The sequence below is a fragment of the Cyanobium sp. L1E-Cus genome, assembly GCF_024345755.1.
Lineage (GTDB): Bacteria > Cyanobacteriota > Cyanobacteriia > PCC-6307 > Cyanobiaceae > Cyanobium_A > Cyanobium_A usitatum.
In genome coordinates this window covers 17575-34819 of record NZ_JAGQBS010000005.1, presented here as the reverse complement: position 1 = coordinate 34819, position 17245 = coordinate 17575, and the positions used below count along the sequence as shown (strand labels likewise).

The 17245-nt window shown below is 64.8% G+C and carries 15 protein-coding genes; 6 read left to right on the top strand and 9 right to left on the bottom strand.

Translation table 11 applies throughout. From position 1 onward, the window contains the following. Positions 1 to 16 precede the first annotated feature (16 nt). The 7 genes from rsmD to KBZ22_RS06010 form a co-directional block, all read right to left on the bottom strand. Positions 17 to 583 (bottom strand): 16S rRNA (guanine(966)-N(2))-methyltransferase RsmD, encoded by a 567-nt coding sequence (gene rsmD / locus KBZ22_RS06040; protein WP_255021414.1) that lies wholly within the window; start codon positions 581 to 583, stop codon positions 17 to 19. Beyond that, positions 580 to 1203 (bottom strand): imidazole glycerol phosphate synthase subunit HisH, encoded by a 624-nt coding sequence (hisH, locus tag KBZ22_RS06035; protein ID WP_255021413.1) that lies wholly within the window; start codon positions 1201 to 1203, stop codon positions 580 to 582. The genes rsmD and hisH overlap by 4 nt, the downstream gene beginning before the upstream one ends. Further along, complete coding sequence (locus tag KBZ22_RS06030) at positions 1200 to 2234, bottom strand: LOG family protein (protein WP_255021412.1); 1035 nt, start codon at positions 2232 to 2234, stop codon at positions 1200 to 1202. Before KBZ22_RS06030 ends, hisH begins: the two co-directional genes overlap by 4 nt. 53 nt (positions 2235 to 2287) lie before the next feature. Continuing rightward, positions 2288 to 2611 (bottom strand): thioredoxin, encoded by a 324-nt coding sequence (gene trxA, locus KBZ22_RS06025; protein WP_106501486.1) that lies wholly within the window; start codon positions 2609 to 2611, stop codon positions 2288 to 2290. Between the two features lie 211 nt (positions 2612 to 2822). Then, positions 2823 to 3986 carry a GuaB3 family IMP dehydrogenase-related protein gene (locus KBZ22_RS06020; RefSeq protein ID WP_255021505.1) on the bottom strand — a complete coding sequence of 388 codons (1164 nt, stop codon included), beginning with the start codon at positions 3984 to 3986 and terminating at the stop codon, positions 2823 to 2825. A gap of 65 nt (positions 3987 to 4051) precedes the next feature. Then, positions 4052 to 4585 carry a CAAD domain-containing protein gene (locus KBZ22_RS06015; RefSeq protein ID WP_255021411.1) on the bottom strand — a complete coding sequence of 178 codons (534 nt, stop codon included), beginning with the start codon at positions 4583 to 4585 and terminating at the stop codon, positions 4052 to 4054. A gap of 67 nt (positions 4586 to 4652) precedes the next feature. Further along, positions 4653 to 5813, bottom strand: a complete 1161-nt coding sequence (locus tag KBZ22_RS06010) for a homocysteine biosynthesis protein (RefSeq protein WP_255021410.1) — start codon at positions 5811 to 5813, stop codon at positions 4653 to 4655. Positions 5814 to 5860: 47 nt separating this feature from the next. Between KBZ22_RS06010 and gyrA the strand changes: the two genes are divergently transcribed. Together gyrA and crtL are read left to right on the top strand one after the other, a co-directional pair. Beyond that, positions 5861 to 8560 (top strand): DNA gyrase subunit A, encoded by a 2700-nt coding sequence (gene gyrA / locus KBZ22_RS06005; RefSeq protein ID WP_255021409.1) that lies wholly within the window; start codon positions 5861 to 5863, stop codon positions 8558 to 8560. Positions 8561 to 8603: 43 nt separating this feature from the next. Continuing rightward, positions 8604 to 9881, top strand: coding sequence for a lycopene beta cyclase (crtL, locus tag KBZ22_RS06000; protein WP_255021504.1), 1278 nt, complete (start codon positions 8604 to 8606; stop codon positions 9879 to 9881). A gap of 8 nt (positions 9882 to 9889) precedes the next feature. Here crtL and KBZ22_RS05995 read toward each other — a convergent pair whose 3' ends face one another. Further along, positions 9890 to 11464, bottom strand: coding sequence for a glycoside hydrolase family 57 protein (locus KBZ22_RS05995; RefSeq protein ID WP_255021408.1), 1575 nt, complete (start codon positions 11462 to 11464; stop codon positions 9890 to 9892). A gap of 86 nt (positions 11465 to 11550) precedes the next feature. On the opposite strand from KBZ22_RS05995, the gene KBZ22_RS05990 reads away from it, so the two are divergent. Together KBZ22_RS05990 and KBZ22_RS05985 are read left to right on the top strand one after the other, a co-directional pair. Further along, positions 11551 to 13194, top strand: a complete 1644-nt coding sequence (locus KBZ22_RS05990; RefSeq protein ID WP_255021407.1) for a 2-isopropylmalate synthase — start codon at positions 11551 to 11553, stop codon at positions 13192 to 13194. Positions 13195 to 13368: 174 nt separating this feature from the next. Next, positions 13369 to 14217, top strand: a complete 849-nt coding sequence (locus KBZ22_RS05985; protein ID WP_255021406.1) for a carbohydrate ABC transporter permease — start codon at positions 13369 to 13371, stop codon at positions 14215 to 14217. 44 nt (positions 14218 to 14261) lie between these two features. Here the strand turns inward: KBZ22_RS05985 and KBZ22_RS05980 are convergent, their stop codons facing one another. Beyond that, positions 14262 to 14702 (bottom strand): hypothetical protein, encoded by a 441-nt coding sequence (locus KBZ22_RS05980; protein ID WP_255021405.1) that lies wholly within the window; start codon positions 14700 to 14702, stop codon positions 14262 to 14264. A 157-nt stretch (positions 14703 to 14859) separates the two neighbouring features. On the opposite strand from KBZ22_RS05980, the gene KBZ22_RS05975 reads away from it, so the two are divergent. Together KBZ22_RS05975 and KBZ22_RS05970 are read left to right on the top strand one after the other, a co-directional pair. Beyond that, the gene (locus KBZ22_RS05975) at positions 14860 to 16119 is read left to right on the top strand and encodes an MFS transporter (protein WP_255021404.1); all 1260 of its coding nucleotides are present in this window, start codon (positions 14860 to 14862) and stop codon (positions 16117 to 16119) included. Positions 16120 to 16121: 2 nt separating this feature from the next. After that, a complete protein-coding gene (locus KBZ22_RS05970; protein WP_255021403.1) occupies positions 16122 to 17231 on the top strand; it encodes an MGDG synthase family glycosyltransferase in 1110 nt (369 codons plus the stop codon). The last annotated feature ends 14 nt before the right edge of the window (positions 17232 to 17245 follow it).

The following is a 17245-nucleotide window of genomic DNA, read 5'->3' as shown; positions in this document are numbered from 1 at the left end:
AGCTTCAGACGGCGCTTCAGTGGACTTGCTTCAGCAGCAGCAAGCTGGTGCTGCCGTAGCGCCGTTCATCGCGCTTGCTCCACCCGGCTGGAATCGCTGGCATCTTGGAGCTGGCGCATTCCCAGATCAAGGTGCTGCCTGGCTTGAGCCAGCCTCCTGCCAGCACAGCACTGGCTATCTGGGCATAAAGGTCTGCGGCGTAGGGGGGGTCGGCATAGATCAGATCAAAGGCTGCATGTTGATTTGGCTCCGCCAGCCAACGCCCCACCTCGCGGCAGTGCACCGCCCAGGCGCTTGCTTGGCGGCCGGCGTCACCTAGCCCCTGATGCACCGCTTCGAGATTGGTGCGGGTCACTGCGGCGATGCGGCGGTCCTGCTCGATCGCCACAACTCGGGTGGCACCCCGATGCAGGGCTTCGCAGGCCATAGCGCCGCTGCCGCTGCATAGATCCAGCCAGGCGCAGCCGGGCAGCTCGGCTGCCAGCAGGTTCATTACCGCCAGCCGCACCCGGGAGCTGGTGGGGCGGGCGATGCTGCCCGGTGGACTCTGCAGCCGCCGGCCCCCGCTAAGCCGCAGGCTCATAAGGCATCGAGCCAGGCCAGCCAGCGGCGCAGGATCGCCTCGCCGTGGGGGCCTGATTTTTCCGGGTGAAACTGGCAAGCGCCAATGGCTCCCTGCCAGACAGCGGCGGTGACAGCGGTGTCGGCGAAGCGCACCAGGGCGGTGTTGCAGGCCGGATCACTGGGCTCGGCGGCGTAGGAGTGCACGAAATACACCCAGCTCTCCGGGCTGCCGGCCGGCAGCAGGGGACTGGGGTTTGCTGGCACCAGGGGCTCCCAGCCCATGTGCGGAATCGGGTGGCCAGGCCGGCGGGGCAGGGCCCGCACCCGCCCCTGGAGCAGGCCCAGGCCGGTTGATTCGCCCTCGTCACTGGCCTCAAACAGCAGCTGCAGCCCCAGGCAAATGCCCAGCAGGGGCCGGCCGGCATCGCACCAGGCCGTGATCGCCTCGGCCAGACCACCCTGGCGCAGGCGCTCCATCGCCGGATCAAAGGCTCCGACCCCTGGCAGCACCAGGGCCTTGCAGCCCTCCATTTCGGCGCCGCATTGAACGGGCTGGACCGTTGCGCCAAGCCGTTCGAAAGCCCGCTGCACAGAGTGCAGATTGCCCATGCCGTAATCGATCAAGCCGAGGCGACTCATGGGGCTGAAGAACTGGGTTGGCGGCGGCCGGGCTCCGTAAGCAGCTGCTCTGGCGGTACCTCTAGCCCGTTGAGTGTGTCGAGCAGCTGGTAGAGCCGGCCGATGCGGCGGCGATTGAAGTGGAAATTCAGGCAGGGGCGCAGCAGACCGGCATCGTCGACGGTCTCGCTCGCCTGGATAACACCCTCATCCACCAGATCATCGAACTGCAGGTTGAGCGCAGCTAGCTGATCTGGCTGCAGGGCGCAGTTGAGGAGCAGCTCGATGCGGTTGTCGCCCAGCCTGGCGGAGTGAAACAGGCGATAGAAGCGGCTGATGTGGGCCACTGCCTCCTCGGCACTGTGGGCCTCCCTCAATATGTCGCCGTCTTCGGGGGAGATCAGGCCGCTGGCGGCCAACCCCTGGTTGACATCCCGCTGCCAGCCGCTCCAAAAGGGGTTGCCGGGAGGGGCAAGCAGCACCAGGGGAATCGGTGGGGTGCGGCCGGTTTGGATCAAGGTGAGCGATTCGAACAGCTCGTCGAGGGTGCCGAAGCCGCCTGGCATCACCACCAGGGCATCGCTCTCACGCAAAAAGAAAAGTTTGCGGGTGAAGAAATAGCGGAAGTGGAGCAGCCGGCCATCGCAGCTGCTCACAAAGCGGTTGGCGTGCTGCTCAAACGGCAGGTCCACGTTGAGGCCGATGCTGGCCTCGCAGCCGGCACCGCTGTTGGCGGCCTCCATAATGCCGCCGCCGGCGCCGGTCATTACGTCAAATCCAGCGGCCACCGCATAGCGGGCCAGCTCTTTGGCCAACGCGTAGCTGGGGTCGCTTTGCACCGTGCGAGCTGAACCGAAGACGGTGATCTTGCGGGTGTGGCGGCGGGGGCGAAAGACCTCAAGGGCCTCACTGATGTCGGCCAGCGCGCCACTGATCAGCCGCCATTCATCCCGGCCATGCTCATGGCGACCCACCTGCAGCAGGGAAACCAGGGAGCGCTCGATCAGATGCCGCTGGGGGTGGTTTTCGAGCTCATGGGCCAGAACCTGCAAAGGGCTCTGGCCGAAATGGGATGGGTCGCTCAGGACTAGGTGCTCAACTGCGCTCAGAGGTACTTGGAAATTGTGGACGACAGGGTTGTTTTAGGCACGGCACCAACCACCGTGTCGACCTTTTGGCCCCCCTTGAAGATCATCAGGGTGGGGATGCTGCGGATGCCGTACTGGCTGGCGACGTTGGGATTTTCGTCGGTGTTTAGCTTGAAAACTTTGATCTTGCCTTCGAATTCGGTGGCGATTTCGTCGACGATTGGCGCCACCATGCGGCAAGGGCCGCACCAGGGGGCCCAGAAGTCGATCAGCACGGGCAAATCACTTTTGAGCACGTCTTGCTCAAAGGAGGCATCAGTGACAGCAGCGGCGCTGGACATCCTTGCAGGATCAGGGTTTGGCGAATCTAGCAAGGTTGTTTAAGGCCTACCCACGACCGTTGCAGGTCGTGATCCGGTGAGCCTGGGCAGGGAGAAGACAAAAGGCCCGGACGCGCCGGGCTGGAGGGTGTGAGGAGTGTGAGAGCCGAAGCTCGCACCTACTGAGGCTAACGCTGCAGTCTGTCCCGCCTGTAGAAACAACCGCCCTGGCCTATTTGCCCATGCCTAGCTGCTGGGCTTTTTGGTAGACCTTGCCCTCAGTGAGCAGGGATGGGGCGACCACCACCTCCACTTTCTGCATGTCTTTGATGGTGCGGGCGCCGAGGGTGCCCATCGAGGTGCGAATGCAGCCCAGCAGGTTCTGGGTGCCGTCATCGAGACCGGCCGGACCCCGCAGAATTTTTTCCAGGCTGCCGGTGGTGCCAACTTTGATGCGGGTGCCGCGGGGCAGCACCGGGCTAGGGGTGGCCATACCCCAGTGGAAGCCCCGGCCGGGGGCCTCGCTGGCGCGGGCAATGGGGGAGCCGATCATCACGGCGTCGGCGCCGCAGGCCAGGCACTTGCAGATGTCACCGCCGTTGACGATGCCGCCATCGGCCACGATCGGCACGTAGCGGCCGCTCTCGGTGAAATATTCGTCGCGGGCGGCGGCACAGTCGGAAACTGAGGTGGCTTGGGGAATGCCTATACCCAGCACACCGCGGCTGGTGCAGGCAGCACCTGGGCCGATGCCCACCATCACGCCGGCGGCGCCGGCCCGCATCAACTTCAGTGCCACCTCATAGGTGACGCAATTGCCAATGATCACGGGCACCCCGAAGGTGCGGCAAAGGTGCTCAAGATCGAGGCTCTCCTGGCCCTCAGGGCCGATGTGCTCGGTGCTGACCACCGTTGCCTGCACGAAGAAAAGGTCGGCGCCGGCTTCGGCGATGGCCTTGCCGAATCGCAGGGCGGCCACTGGAGTGGCGCTCACCGCCGCGATGCCGCCCTGCTGCTTGATCTCGGCAATCCGCTGACGGATCAGGTCTTCCCGCACCGGCTGGCTGTAGAGCTCCTGCATCAGGGGCACGAACTCCTCCTTGCCCACCGCTGCGATGCGGTCGAGGATGGGATTGGGGTCGTCGTAGCGGCACTGGACGCCCTCCAGGTTCAAAACGCCTAGGGCTCCCTGTTTGCTCAGTTCCACCGCCATGGCCACATCGACCACCCCGTCCATGGCACTGGCGATGATCGGAATCTCGCGGCTGATGCCGCCGAGGCTCCAACTGCTGTCCGTGATAGCTGGATCAACCGTGCGGCCACCCGGCACCAGGGCGATCTCGTCGATGCCGTAGGCACGACGCACAGTGCGGAAGCGACCGAGCTGAATGTCCACCTGGAGCCAACTAATTCGGGACAAGCTATCAACCAGCCGCCCGCAGGCCGCGGGGCAAGGTGGGATCAGGCCTTGCCGCGGAAGGCTTTCCAGCTTTGGCTCAGACCGCCCAGCAGCCGTTCGCGCTCGCTGCTGCGCAGCAGTTTGGGAATGCCGTAGCGCACCGCCCACACCACCCCAGCTAGCTCGAGCAGGCCGGGCACCAGGGGCAGGCTGTCGAGGGCGCCCAGCACGGCGCTGTAGACCCGCACCACCAGCAGCAGGCCCACCAGGCCAGCAAGGATGGTGACCGGTTTGCGGGCCTGGGCCCACAGGTTGTTGAGCTCGTTTTGATCGAGCCACTGGCGCAGCTTGCCCAGCAGCAGCTCCCACTCACCACCTTCGCCGCTTTGGGGCTCGGGTTCAATCACCAGGGTGGCGGCAATGCTGGGCTCGGGGGGCGCCGCCTCTGGAGCGGGCAGTTGAACTGCCTGTTCAACGATCTGTTCAACCGCCTGTTCAACGGGCTGTTCAACTGGCTGTTCGACTGGCTGTTCGACTGGCTGTTGAACAGCTCCGTCGGGGTTGGTGTCGGGGTTGGTGATGGTGTCGTCGGCCATGGCGGGCGGCGCGGCGGGGATTGGAATGTTGAGCGAGCTTAGGTGCGGTTGGCCAAGACTCCAAGCCCTAGGCCTCAATCGGCAGCAGGCTGGGGCGGCTGCTCAGCGGCACGACCGGTAGGCGCAGGGGAAAGCTGCCGTCGATCAGGGCTGTTACCAGCGCCTCGCTGGCGGCGGCGGCCAGTCGCGGGCTGTGGGAAGGCGCACAGGCCACCGAGCGGCCTGCCACCTGGATCGTGCCGCTGAGCAGTTCGGCATAGCTCACCGAGCCCAGGCTGGGTTTGATCCGCCGCGGCACCGAAAGGTCGAGCACGGGCGCCTCAAGCTCCTGGGGGCCAGCGGCGGCCTGGCGGGCTACCTCGGCATTGATCAGGGGCACCGGCGCCGCAATCGCAATTAGTAGGGCGCTGCCATGGCCCTCAAAAAAACAAGGGCGCACCCACTCGGGCCGCAGTCCGTGCAAATCCACGCTCACGGCGGCGGCCGCGCCGGGGGTGCGGGCGTGGCCGCTGGCCTGGCGCCGGCAACCGGGCTGGTGGCCGCTGCCAGCCCCTATCACCCAGCCGATGGCGCCGCCTACCAGCACCGGTGAGCCAGGCCCCAGCAGCGACAAACCCGGCATGGTGAGGCCGATGCTGCCGGCGCCGCCGCAGGAATAAAGGGCGTTGGCGGCTGGACCCAGCAGGGTGCCGTAGGGGCTTGGGCAGGGCCCTTCCGCCTGGCTGAGGGCGACTACGCCGTTTTCACTGATGGCCCGCTGCAGCAGCAGCCGGCCAGCGCCGATCTGCTCCAGACCCAGCTCCGTGTGCAGCTCCCGGCGGGGGTGCAGGGCGGTGGCCTCGCCGCTGGCGTTGAAAGGCAGGGCCCGGCCCTGCAGCAGGGCGCCGAGCAGCTGGGCGCCGCCCATCGCATCGCCTAGGCCGCCGCCGATCGGCAGCACCAGCTCGCCGCTGCCGCAGCCCGCCAACCCCGCCACTCCGGCCAGCTGGCCGTCGCGCAGGCGGATCGGTGGATCCGTGGGGCCGAGGCTTAGGAGCAGGCTGGCCTGGTCGCTGAAGCCCGCATCGGCTGCCACCACCACATCAGTGCTGGCGTAGGCCTCGGCCAGCCCGGCTTGCAGCACCAGGCTGCGAAAATCAGCGGCGGCGCGCACCTGCAGCTGGCCCCGTTGCTGCTTGAGCCTTAGCTCCGCCTCCTGGCGTGGCGGGAATGGATCGGATTTGGGCATTCCCCCTGGGCTTTAGATAAACTGACCACTGGTAAAGACGGTCATCCATGGCGGACCCCAGCGGACCCGGTGCTGATATTCCGGGGGAGTCCGGTGGCAACGGTGATTCGCGGATCATCCTGACCGATCTGCGCAACGAGATGTCGCGCTCCTATTTGGAGTATGCGATGAGCGTGATCGTGGGTCGGGCCCTGCCCGATGCCCGCGATGGCCTCAAGCCGGTGCACCGGCGCATCCTTTACGCCATGTATGAGCTGGGTCTCACCAGCGACCGGCCCTACAGGAAATGCGCCCGTGTGGTGGGTGAGGTGCTTGGTAAGTACCACCCCCACGGCGATACGGCCGTCTACGACGCCTTGGTGCGGATGGCCCAGGACTTCAACATGCGCATGCCCCTGGTCAATGGGCATGGCAACTTTGGCTCGGTGGACGGCGACCCCCCGGCCGCCATGCGTTACACCGAATCACGGTTGCAGGCGCTGACCACCGACAGCCTGCTCGACGACATCGAAGCCGAAACGGTCGATTTCGCCGACAACTTTGACGGCTCCCAGCAGGAGCCCACCGTGATGCCGGCGCGGATTCCGCAGCTGCTTCTCAACGGCTCCACCGGCATCGCCGTGGGCATGGCGACCAACATCCCACCCCACAACCTCACTGAGCTGATCGACGGCACGCTGGCGCTGATCGCCAACCCCGATATCGACGATCTGCAGTTGATGGCGATCATCCCGGGGCCCGACTTCCCCACGGGAGGCCAGATCCTGGGTCGCCGCGGTATCCGTGACACCTACACCACCGGCCGCGGTTCAGTGACGATGCGGGGCGTCGCCTCGATTGAAACGCTGGAGGTGAAGGGCCGCCCCGACCGCGATGCGGTGATCATCACCGAATTGCCCTTCCAAACCAACAAGGCCTCGCTGATTGAGCGGATCGCCGAGTTGGTTAACGACAAGAAGCTGGAGGGGATCTCTGATATCCGCGATGAATCCGACCGCGATGGCATGCGGATCGTGATCGAATTGCGTCGTGATGCCTACCCCCAGGTGGTGCTGAACAACCTTTTCAAGCTCACGCCGCTGCAAAACAACTTCAGCGCCTACATGCTGGCGTTGGTGAAGTCGGAGCCGGTGCTGCTCACCCTGCGCAAGATGCTGCAGGTGTTTCTCGACTTCCGCATCGAGACGATCGAGCGCCGCACCCGCTACTTCCTGCGCAAAGCCGAGGAGCGCGACCACATTTTGCTGGGCCTGCTGCTGGCCCTAGACCAACTCGATCCGATCATTGCCCTGATTCGGGCTGCTTCCGATGCGGCCACGGCCCGCGTGCAGCTGCAGGAGCGCCATGGCCTCAGTGAGATCCAGGCAGACGCCATTCTGCAGATGCAGCTGCGGCGATTGACGGCCCTCGAGGCCGACAAGATCCGCCTTGAGCATGAGGATTTAGTCGCCAAGATTGCCGACTACAAAGACATCCTGGCCAATCGCGAGCGCGTACTCACGATCATCACCGAAGAGCTCGGTGCGATTCGCACTCGTTACCACTCCCCCCGCCGCACTGAGATTCTGGATCTCGAGGGCGGCCTCGAAGACATCGACCTGATCGCTAATGAGCGTTCGGTGGTGTTGCTCACCGAAAACGGCTATCTGAAGCGGATGCCGGTGAGCGAATTTGAGGCCACCAGCCGCGGCACCCGCGGCAAGGCCGGCACCAAAACCCAGGGCGAGGAGGCGGTGCGGCTGTTCATCAGCTGCAACGACCACGACAACCTGCTGCTGTTCTCCGATCGCGGCGTTGTTTACACCGTGCCGGCCTATCGGGTGCCGATCTGCAGCCGCGCTGCCAAGGGCACGCCGATTGTGCAGATGTTGCCGATTCCCCGCGAGGAGCAGATCACCTCGCTGCTGGCGGTGAGCGAATTCACCGATGACGGTGTGCTGGTGATGCTTACCAGTGGCGGCACGATTAAGCGCACCCGTCTATCGGCCTTTGCCAACATCCGCTCCAATGGCTTGATCGCCATTGATCTGGTCGAGGGGGATGCCCTCACCTGGGTGCGCTTGGCCCTGCCCGGCGACAGCATCCTGATCGGCTCGCGCAACGGCATGACCATCCACTTCCGTCTCAACGACGAGGAGTTGCGGCCCCTGGGCCGCACCGCCCGCGGCGTGCGGGCCATGAACCTGCGCCCCGGTGACCAGCTGGTGAGCATGGATGTGCTGCCAGCCGAGCTCGCTGATCGGGTGGCTAGCTCCGCCAGCGCCGAAGACGATGAAAGTGAGGAGGTGGCGCCGAGCGAGGGTCCTTGGGTGCTGGTGGCCAGTGCCAGCGGCCTGGGTAAGCGGGTGCCGGTGGATCAGTTCCGCCTGCAGAAGCGCGCTGGCATGGGCCTGCGGGCGATCAAGTTCCGCAATAAGAGTGATGTGCTGGTGGGCCTCAAGGTGCTCGGGGCTGGCGAGGAGCTGCTGCTGGTGAGCGAGAAGGGGGTGATCGTGCGCACCCAGGCCGATGCGGTGCCGCAGCAGTCGCGGGCGGCTACGGGCGTGCGCTTGCAGAAGCTCGATGCCCGCGATCGCCTCAGCGAAGTGGTGCTGGTGCCGCCGGCTGCCGAGGAGGAGGAATCTGCAACTGTAGAAGAGGTTTCAGTAACAGAAGGGGCTTCATTAACTGAAAAGGCTGCATTAACACAAGAGGAATTAGTAGCAGAGGATTTAGTAGCAGAGGAGAACCCAAGCACTGAGGCCTGATTCGGTGGCTGCCGCTTCGGACCCGGGGTCTGCTGCAGGGGGCCTGATTGATGTGCTGGTGATCGGAGCCGGGCCCGCGGGCCTGGCCATAGCGGCTGCCCTTGGGGCCGAGGGACTGAAGGTGGTGGTGCTCTCCCCGGAGGATTGCCGCGACCCCTGGCCCAACACCTACGGGATTTGGGGAGACGAGGTGGATGGCCTCGGCCTGGGCCACCTGCTGGGGCACCGCTGGAGCGACAGCTGCAGTTACTTCGGTTCCGGCAGCAGCGACCCTGCCGATCCAGCCAACAGCCCCACCAGCCACGGCCGCGACTACGGCCTGTTCGACAAAACGCGCTTGCAGCAGTTCTGGCTGGAGCGCTGCGAGGCCGCCGGCGTGCAGTGGCTGCGCGGGCTTGCACAGGAGCTGAGCCATGGGAGCGGCCGCAGCCAGGTGCGCTATGCCCCTGCTCGTGCTGCCGATCTAGCGCTGATCGAGGCGCGGCTGGTGGTGGATGCCAGCGGCCACAAGGCGGTGTTTGTGCATCGGCCTGAGCGGGGGCCGGTGGCGGGCCAGGCGGCCTACGGCGTGGTGGGACGCTTCACGGCGCCGCCGGTGCAGCCGGGGCAATTCGTGCTGATGGATTACCGCGCCGATCACCTCAGCGAAGCGGAGCGGCAGGAGCCCCCCACTTTTCTCTATGCGATGGATCTGGGCCAGGGACGGTTTTTTGTGGAGGAGACCTCCCTGGCCCTGGCGCCACCGGTGCCCTACGCCACGCTCAAGCAGCGCCTCGAGCGGCGGCTGGCCCATCGCGGTGTGGCGATCGAGCAGGTGGAGCACGAGGAGTTTTGCCTGTTTCCGATGAACCTGCCGCTACCGGATCTGGATCAGCCCGTGCTGGCCTTTGGTGGGGCTGCGGCGATGGTGCATCCGGCCTCCGGCTACATGGTGGGGGCGCTGCTGCGCCGGGCGCCGGTGCTGGCGGCGGCGGTGGCGGCGCGGCTGCGGGCTGAACCGGCCGCCACTTCGTCGGAGCTGGCCGCAGCTGGCTGGCAGGCGCTCTGGCCCCCGGAGTTGCGCCGTAAACACGCCCTCTACCAATTTGGGCTGGAGAAATTGATGCGCTTCTCGGAGCCCCAGCTGCGCAGTCACTTCACCAGCTTCTTTTCCCTTCCCAACGCCCAGTGGTATGGCTTTTTGACCAATACGCTCAGCCTGGGCGAGCTGCTGGCGGCGATGGTTGCCCTATTTGCCACGGCACCCTGGAGCGTGCGCTGGGGCCTGATGGGCATGCGGGGCCGGGAGTTGCAGCTGGGCTTGCGCATGCTGGACCCCTAGCTTTTTTCCTAGGACTGAACCGGCGCTGGCAGCCAATCGGCCGCATTGAGCAGGGGGAATAGGCCGTCTTCGATGGCTATTGCCTTGAGCCATTTGGCGGGTAGCTCGGTGCCGTTTTCGATCGCATCCAGCAGGCGCCAGAAACGATCCAGGTGGCGCTCGATCCTTTCTTTGGCCAGTCCGGTGGTGGTGCCGGCCCGCAGAATGAAGCTCCAATCAGAGCTTTGGGCCAGCAACAGTTCCCGGCCCGCCTGGGTGAGCAGGTCCCGCTGGGCTGGGCTGCCAACGCCGCGCCTCACGCGAGCCACCATGGCCTGGGAGGCCCTCTGCCACTCGGCCACCACCCATGCGTTGGTCTCGTTGAGCCAGTAGTCGTGGTAGCCCCCCTGGCCCCAGCTGCTGGGGGAGGGGCGGCATACCTGCAGGGGGTCGCTGCCGCCGAGGGCCTCCCGCAGGGTGACCAGGCGCACGCCGGCCCCATCGGCCTGGCGGAATAGAGCCGCCAGAAACTGGGGCCCCTCAAACCACCAGTGGCCAAATAGCTCGGCATCGAAGGGGGCCACCAGTAGGGGCCGGCGCTCCATCGAGCGGGCCAGGCTGCCTAGCTCCTCGGCTCGGCCCTGCAGGTAGGTGGCGGCATGCTCTTCGATTCGCTCGGCCGCAACTGCGGGTTCGTAGGGCTGTTTCTGCTCGAGGGGGCAGCCCTGGGCCGTGACCCGGTGCAGCTTCAGGCCGAGGGGCCGGCGGCTGGCGATGGCATGGCTGGCTAGTTCGCTATCGGGCAGATCCCAGCCCAGGTCGCGGTGGAATTCGCGGTAGGCGCCATCGCCGGGGTAGCCCTCGCGGGCGCTCCACACCGGCAGGGTGGCGCTGCTGTCGCGGCCGAAGAAGGCGGCCCCGGCCGGCGAGCAGATCGGAGCGAATACGCCATAGCGAGGGCGGGGCAGGGCGTGCAGCAGGCCGTGGGCATCAAGCACCGAGTAGCGCAGACCGCAGCCCACCAGCTGCTGGTCGAGGCCTTCGTAGTAGGCGCATTCCGGCAGCCAGATGCCCAGGGGCCGCTCACCCAGCAGGCGTTCGTGCTCGCGCACTGCGGTGACCAGCTGGGCCCGCACCGCCTCTGGCACCTGGCGCAGAAGGGGCAGGTAGCCATGGGTGGCACCGCAGGTGATCAGATCGAGCACCCCCTGTTGCTGCAGCCTGCGGAAGCGTGGGATCAGTTGCCCTTTGGTCTGACGCCACTGGCTCACCACCGCTTCCAGTTGAGCTGCCAGGTGGCTGGCGGCTGGGCCTAGGGCTTGCGGGGCTTGCAGCAGCAGCTCCTGGCGAACGGCGATCCAGGCCAGGAAGCGGCCATTGAGCTGGGGATCGGCCAGCAGGGAAAGAAGGGTGGGCGAGAGGCCGAGGGTGAGCCGGGGGCGCTGGCGCCGGTCAGCGGCGGCGGCCTCCAGCACGGCCAGTAGCGGCAGGTAGCACTCCTGGAGCGCCTGAAAATACCAATCTTCTTCCAGCGAACCGGGTTCGCTGGAGCGCACGTAAGGAAGATGGGCGTGGAGGACTAGGGCCAGATCGCCTGCGGCCATAACCATCCTGCGATCACGTCACTCTAGGCGTAGTGCCCGCATACAATGGGCTATCTCATAGTCATTCCGCCTAGAGGGGCTCCCCTATGGCCCGCGATCCCGGCCGCGTATTGATCTTCGATACCACCTTGCGCGATGGCGAGCAGTCGCCTGGCGCCAGCCTGAACCTCGAGGAGAAGCTGGCGATCGCCCAGCAGCTGGCCCGGCTGGGGGTGGACATCATCGAGGCCGGCTTCCCCTTTGCCAGCCCCGGCGACTTCAACGCCGTGCAGCGCATTGCCGAAACCGTGGGCACCCCCGATGGGCCGGTGATCTGCGGTCTGGCTCGGGCCGCCGCCGGCGACATCAAGGCCTGCGCTGATGCGGTGGCGCCCGCTGCTAAACGGCGCATCCACACGTTTATTGCTACCAGCGACATCCATCTCGAGCACAAGCTGCGCAAGAGCCGCGCTGAGGTGCTGGCGATCACCGCCGAGATGGTCGCCTACGCCCGCTCGCTGGTCGACGATGTTGAATTCTCCTGCGAAGACGCCGGCCGCAGCGATCCGGAGTTCATGCATCAGGTGATCGAGGCGGCGATCAGCGCCGGTGCCACCACGATCAACATCCCCGACACCGTGGGCTACGCCACCCCGGCGGAATTCGGTGAGCTGATAGCCGGTATCAATGCCCAGGTGCCCAACATCGACCAGGCGGTGATCTCGGTGCACGGCCACAACGACCTGGGCCTGGCGGTGGCCAACTTCCTCGAGGCGGTGAAAAACGGCGCCCGCCAGCTGGAGTGCACGATCAACGGCATCGGCGAGCGGGCTGGCAATGCCTCGCTCGAGGAGCTGGTGATGGCCCTGCACGTGCGGCGCAGCTACTTCAACCCCTTCCTGGGGCGGCCGGCCGAGAGCACCGAACCGCTCACGGGCGTGCGCACCGAGGAGATAACCAAGACCTCGCGGCTGGTGAGCAATCTCACCGGCATGGCGGTGCAGCCCAATAAGGCGATCGTGGGCGCCAACGCCTTTGCTCACGAGAGTGGCATCCACCAAGACGGCGTGCTCAAGAACCGCCTCACCTACGAAATCATTGATGCCCGCACGGTCGGTTTGGCCGACAACCGCATCTCCCTTGGCAAGCTGAGCGGCCGCAGCGCCTTCCGGGCCCGGCTCGAGGAGCTGGGCTACACGCTCGAGCGTGAGGATCTCGACGATGCCTTCGCGCGCTTCAAGGAGCTGGCGGATCGCAAGCGGGAGATCAGCGACCGCGATCTCGAGGCGATTGTGAGCGAGCAGGTGCAGCAGCAGGATGGCGGCAGCTTCACCCTTAAGAGCGTGCAGGTGAGCTGTGGCACTGGCTTGCAGCCCACTGCCACCGTCACCCTGGTAACGGCGGATGGCGCCGAGCTCAGCGAGGCGGCGATCGGCACCGGGCCCGTGGATGCGGTGTGTCAGGCGCTCAATCGGCTGGCCCAGGTGCCCAATGAGCTGGTGGAATTTTCGGTGAAATCGGTGACCGAAGGCATCGATGCCATGGGCGATGTGACGATCCGGCTGCGCCACCAGGGTGTGCTCTATTCGGGCCACTCAGCCGACACCGACATCGTGGTGGCCGCCGCCCAAGCCTTCGTGAACGCCCTAAATAGGTTGGTAGCCGGTGGGCGTCACCAGCCGCTGCACCCCCAGAAGGCGCCGCTGCCCGTAGTGGGCGACCTGCCCTTGGCCGACCGGCCGAGGGTTTAGGCAGGTGGGTTTAGGCAGCTGGGTGGGTGTGGCGCTTCAGTTTGGGATCTCGCCCTGGGCTGTGTGTTGTTTTTGTTGATTAGCTAAGCCAAGACTAAGCTAAGTGCCAAAACACTTGCTGCCCGGCCAGGCCCGCCCCCCTGAGTCATCTGATTCCCTTCAGCTCCCCCCGCCATGAGCCTGCCCCTCTCCGGACCGCGCCGCTCACGGCTCAGTGCCGCCGCCCAGCTGATTTTGCTGCTGCTGGTGGCCGTGGCGATGCTGGTGCCCCTGCTGTGGCTGGTGAGCACCTCGCTCAAGGGTCCGGCGGAGGACATTTTCGCCAGTCCGCCAGCCCTCTGGCCCAGTCAGCCCAGCTTTGAGGCTTACAGGCGCCTTTTTACCGACAATCCAATCGGTAGCTACTTGCTCAACAGCACGATTGTGAGTGGCCTGGCGGTGCTGGCCAATGTGCTCTTCTGCTCGCTGGCGGCCTACCCCCTGGCCCGCATGAATTTTCGCGGCCGGGGCTTGGTGCTTGCCCTGGTGGTGGCAACGATTTTGATTCCCTTTCAGGTGGTGATGATTCCGCTCTACCTGCTGATGGTGCAGATCGGCCTGCGCAACACCCTTTGGGCCCTGATCATTCCCCAGGCGGCCACCGCCTTTGGCATCTTCCTGCTGCGGCAGAGCTTCCTGGGGGTGCCGGTGGAGCTGGAGGAGGCGGCCCGTTGCGATGGCTGCACGCCGGTGGGCGAGTGGTGGAACGTAATGATCCCAGCGGCCCGGGCCGACCTGATCACCCTGGCGATGTTTGTGTTTATCGGCACCTGGAGCGATTTTCTCTGGCCCCTGGTGATCCTCGATGAACCCGAGCTCTACACCCTGCCGCTTGGGCTGCAGCAGCTGGCCAGCAGCTTTTCGCTCGACTGGCGACTGGTGGCAGCCGGAGCGGTGATTTCGATCCTGCCGGTGCTGGTGGTGTTTATCGGCCTGCAGCGCTACATCCTGCCCAGCGCCGCCGGCGATGCGGTTAAAGGCTGAAAACCAGTCCAAGGTTGAAAACCAGTGAAAGGTTGAAAACCTGATCAGTTAGCAGTTGCAGGGGGGCGCACAGGCGGAAGGGGGGGCACCCCCAAAGGCAGCTCATCGGTTTTCGGGTCAGTCGTTTCGCTGGGGCGGGCTGCGCGCAACTTGCTGAGCTCGGCCCGCAGGTTGGCGGTTTCGCGGCTCAGCCCATCGATGCGGGTGCCGTTGCGCTCCACCGCCTGTAGCCGCTCCACGGTGGAGCGCAGCTGCTGTTCCAGGCCAGTGGTGCGATCAAGGGCCCGGCTGTTCTCCAACCCCTGCACCCGCTCCTGCAGCTGGCGGATGGTGGCGTTCTGCTGGCGGGATTTACCAACTATCACAAAGAAAAGCACCACCAGCATTGCCGTGACGCCGGCCTGCAGCCAGGGCACCCAGGCGAGGGAAGCGCCGTTGGAGCTGGCTTCGGTGCTGATCGCGGCTTGGTCAGGGGCTGGGGTCATCAAGGCAAGGTGCCGAGGATGCTTCGATCCTGCCGGCAAGCAGGACTTTTGTCAGGGATGTGAACTCCTGTGGGAGGGTGAATGTATTGGAAAAGGAGAGCTCACTGTGCTGGTGGCTGGCTCAAAACTTAGGTCGCTGCCAAGGCCATTTCTGGTCATGTGGGCGGGCCAGCTGCTCTCAAACCTCGGCACTCAGGTGAGTCTTTACGCCTTGGGGCTGTGGCTGTTCCAGCAGCACGGCCAGCTGAGTGCCTTTGCTGCGGTGGCGGTTGTGGTGCAGCTGGCCAAGTTGGCATCCCTTTCGCTACTGGGCCGTCAACTGGATCGTTGGCCGCCACGACGGGTGATGCTTGCCGCTAACGGCCTCGGCAGCACCTGCACTTTGGGCCTGGCCTTCACTTTGATGATGCGTCCAGCCACCTTGCTACCGGTGTTGCTTTGCATTGGGCTGGCAGCGGCAGCAGAGGCGGCTCTGGTGGTGACCTGGTCCAGCCAACTTGCCAGATTTGTGTCTACAGAGCAGCTGGGAGCGGCCAGCGGGCTCTTCGCTGGGTCGGATGGCGCTGTGGTGATGGCAGCTCCTCTACTCGGCGCTGTGCTGGCGGCGACGGCCGGGTTGCCTGGTGTACTCGTCACTGACAGCCTTACGTCACTTATTGCTGCGGCCTGCACGCTTCTGGTGGCTTGGCCGCAGTCGTTTTCAGCCCAGCTCACTACGGCTGCTGGTCTTGAGGCTTCCCCTCAGCTAGGGGTGCGCCATGCCCTGAGCAAGTTGTGGAGCAATCGGCGCTGGCGCCCCCTGTTATTGATCAATAGCGTGGTGGTAGGAGTGTTTGCTGCCGTGGAGATCGCTTTCCCTGCCTGGGTGGTGGCGGCAAGCGGCTCCAAACGCCTGATCCTGGCTTTGGCCCTGGCCGGATTGGGCTATGCCGGTGGGCTCTGGCTATGGGCCCGGGTGCCTCGCTGCCATTGGCTGGACTGGCTGCGCATCGTCTTGCTGCTCCAGGCGGTGCTACTTACCGGGGCTGGGCTGGTGTGCTTTCAGCAGTGGCAGGGGGTGTGGTTTTTGGCCGTGGCCCTATTTGCTGCTGCGGTTCCTGTTGCTCTTGGCGCCCTCCAGAGTCTTTGGTTGTGCTGGGTGCCTTTGGCTTTACAGCCGCGGCTGTTTGTCGGCCGTTATGGCCTGGAGTGGATCTCCCGTCTAGGAGCTCTGCTGGGGATGAGCTTGCTGGCCGATGGGGTGATATCCCCGCTGATCCGGGGGAGCTTCTGGCCCGCTTGGCTGCTGGACGCTCTTGGCCGGGGCCCGGGGCGCCCGACGGCGATGGCGATCGGCCTGCTTGGCTGGGTTTTGTTGATTCCTCTTTGGCGGCTCTGGCGTCCGCTGGGACGCCTTCAACTGGATGAAAATAGATAGTGATGAAAGTTCTGATTTATACATCCAGTGGCGGCACTGCTCACGACTCGGCCGCCGAGGCAATTCGGCATTGGTTGGAGCGTGAGCGGCCGAATATCGAAGTGCGTGTCGATCAGGTGTTGGAGCGCTCGAGTAGCACCTATCGAGGTGGCGTAGAGCTCTACAACTGGATCCAACGCCGACGCCCCTGGCTGCACCAGATCTACTGGCGGGCTATGGAACTGGAAGATCTGGTCAAGCCAGGTACCGTTCTATTCGGGCGCCGATACTTGATTCGTGAGCTTCTGGACTTCCGCCCGGATGTGCTGATCTCCACCCACCCTCACACCAATCGTGGCCATTTCGATTTGGCTAAAAGGGTTTTGGGTAACCAGCTTCGTTGCATCACTTGCTGCACTGAGCTCGATGGTGGTTTTGGCTTTAGCCGCAACTGGCTCAGTCGCAGAACCGATCTGTTCTGGGCCCTTACAGAGGAGGTAGTCAAGGAAGTGCGGCGACGACGTCCAGGGGTTCCAGTTGAGCTGCTTGGGCCCCTCCTTTACCCGGACTATCACGATGGTGGGCCGGCGCCTGCTGCTGCTGAAGGCCTGCCCCTGTTGGTGCTCGGCACGGGCTCAAATGGCGCAAATAACCATATCCCCCTGCTGGAGCAGCTACTGCCGTTTGCTGGTCAGCTGACGGTGGCGGCCCTATGCGGCCGACGACAGATTGTGCGGGAGGAAGTGCAAGCCTGGGTAGATCGGCACCCAGCGCTGGCTGTTCAGGTGCTCGACTATCAGGGACCGGCGGCGATGGCTGATCTTTATCGTCGCGCCTGGGCCATGGTTAGCCGCCCAGGTGCCCGAACTGCCACTGAGGCTCTGTTTATGGGATGCCCACTGGTTTTTAACCATTACGGCACAACCATGCCTCAGGAATTGCTAGCCCCCCGGTATTTCCATGCCCGAGAATTGGAGTCTGCCATTAGACGGCCTAAAGAGCTGTCAACCTTGGTGCACCAATGGCTGACCAATCCACCTGCGTATTTGGCCCTACGGCATCGCTATCAGCAGCACCGCCTGTCGGCCGATCCGGTCACAATCCTCGAGCGCTTAGCCCTTAAGCAACAATGAGATGAATTTGACAG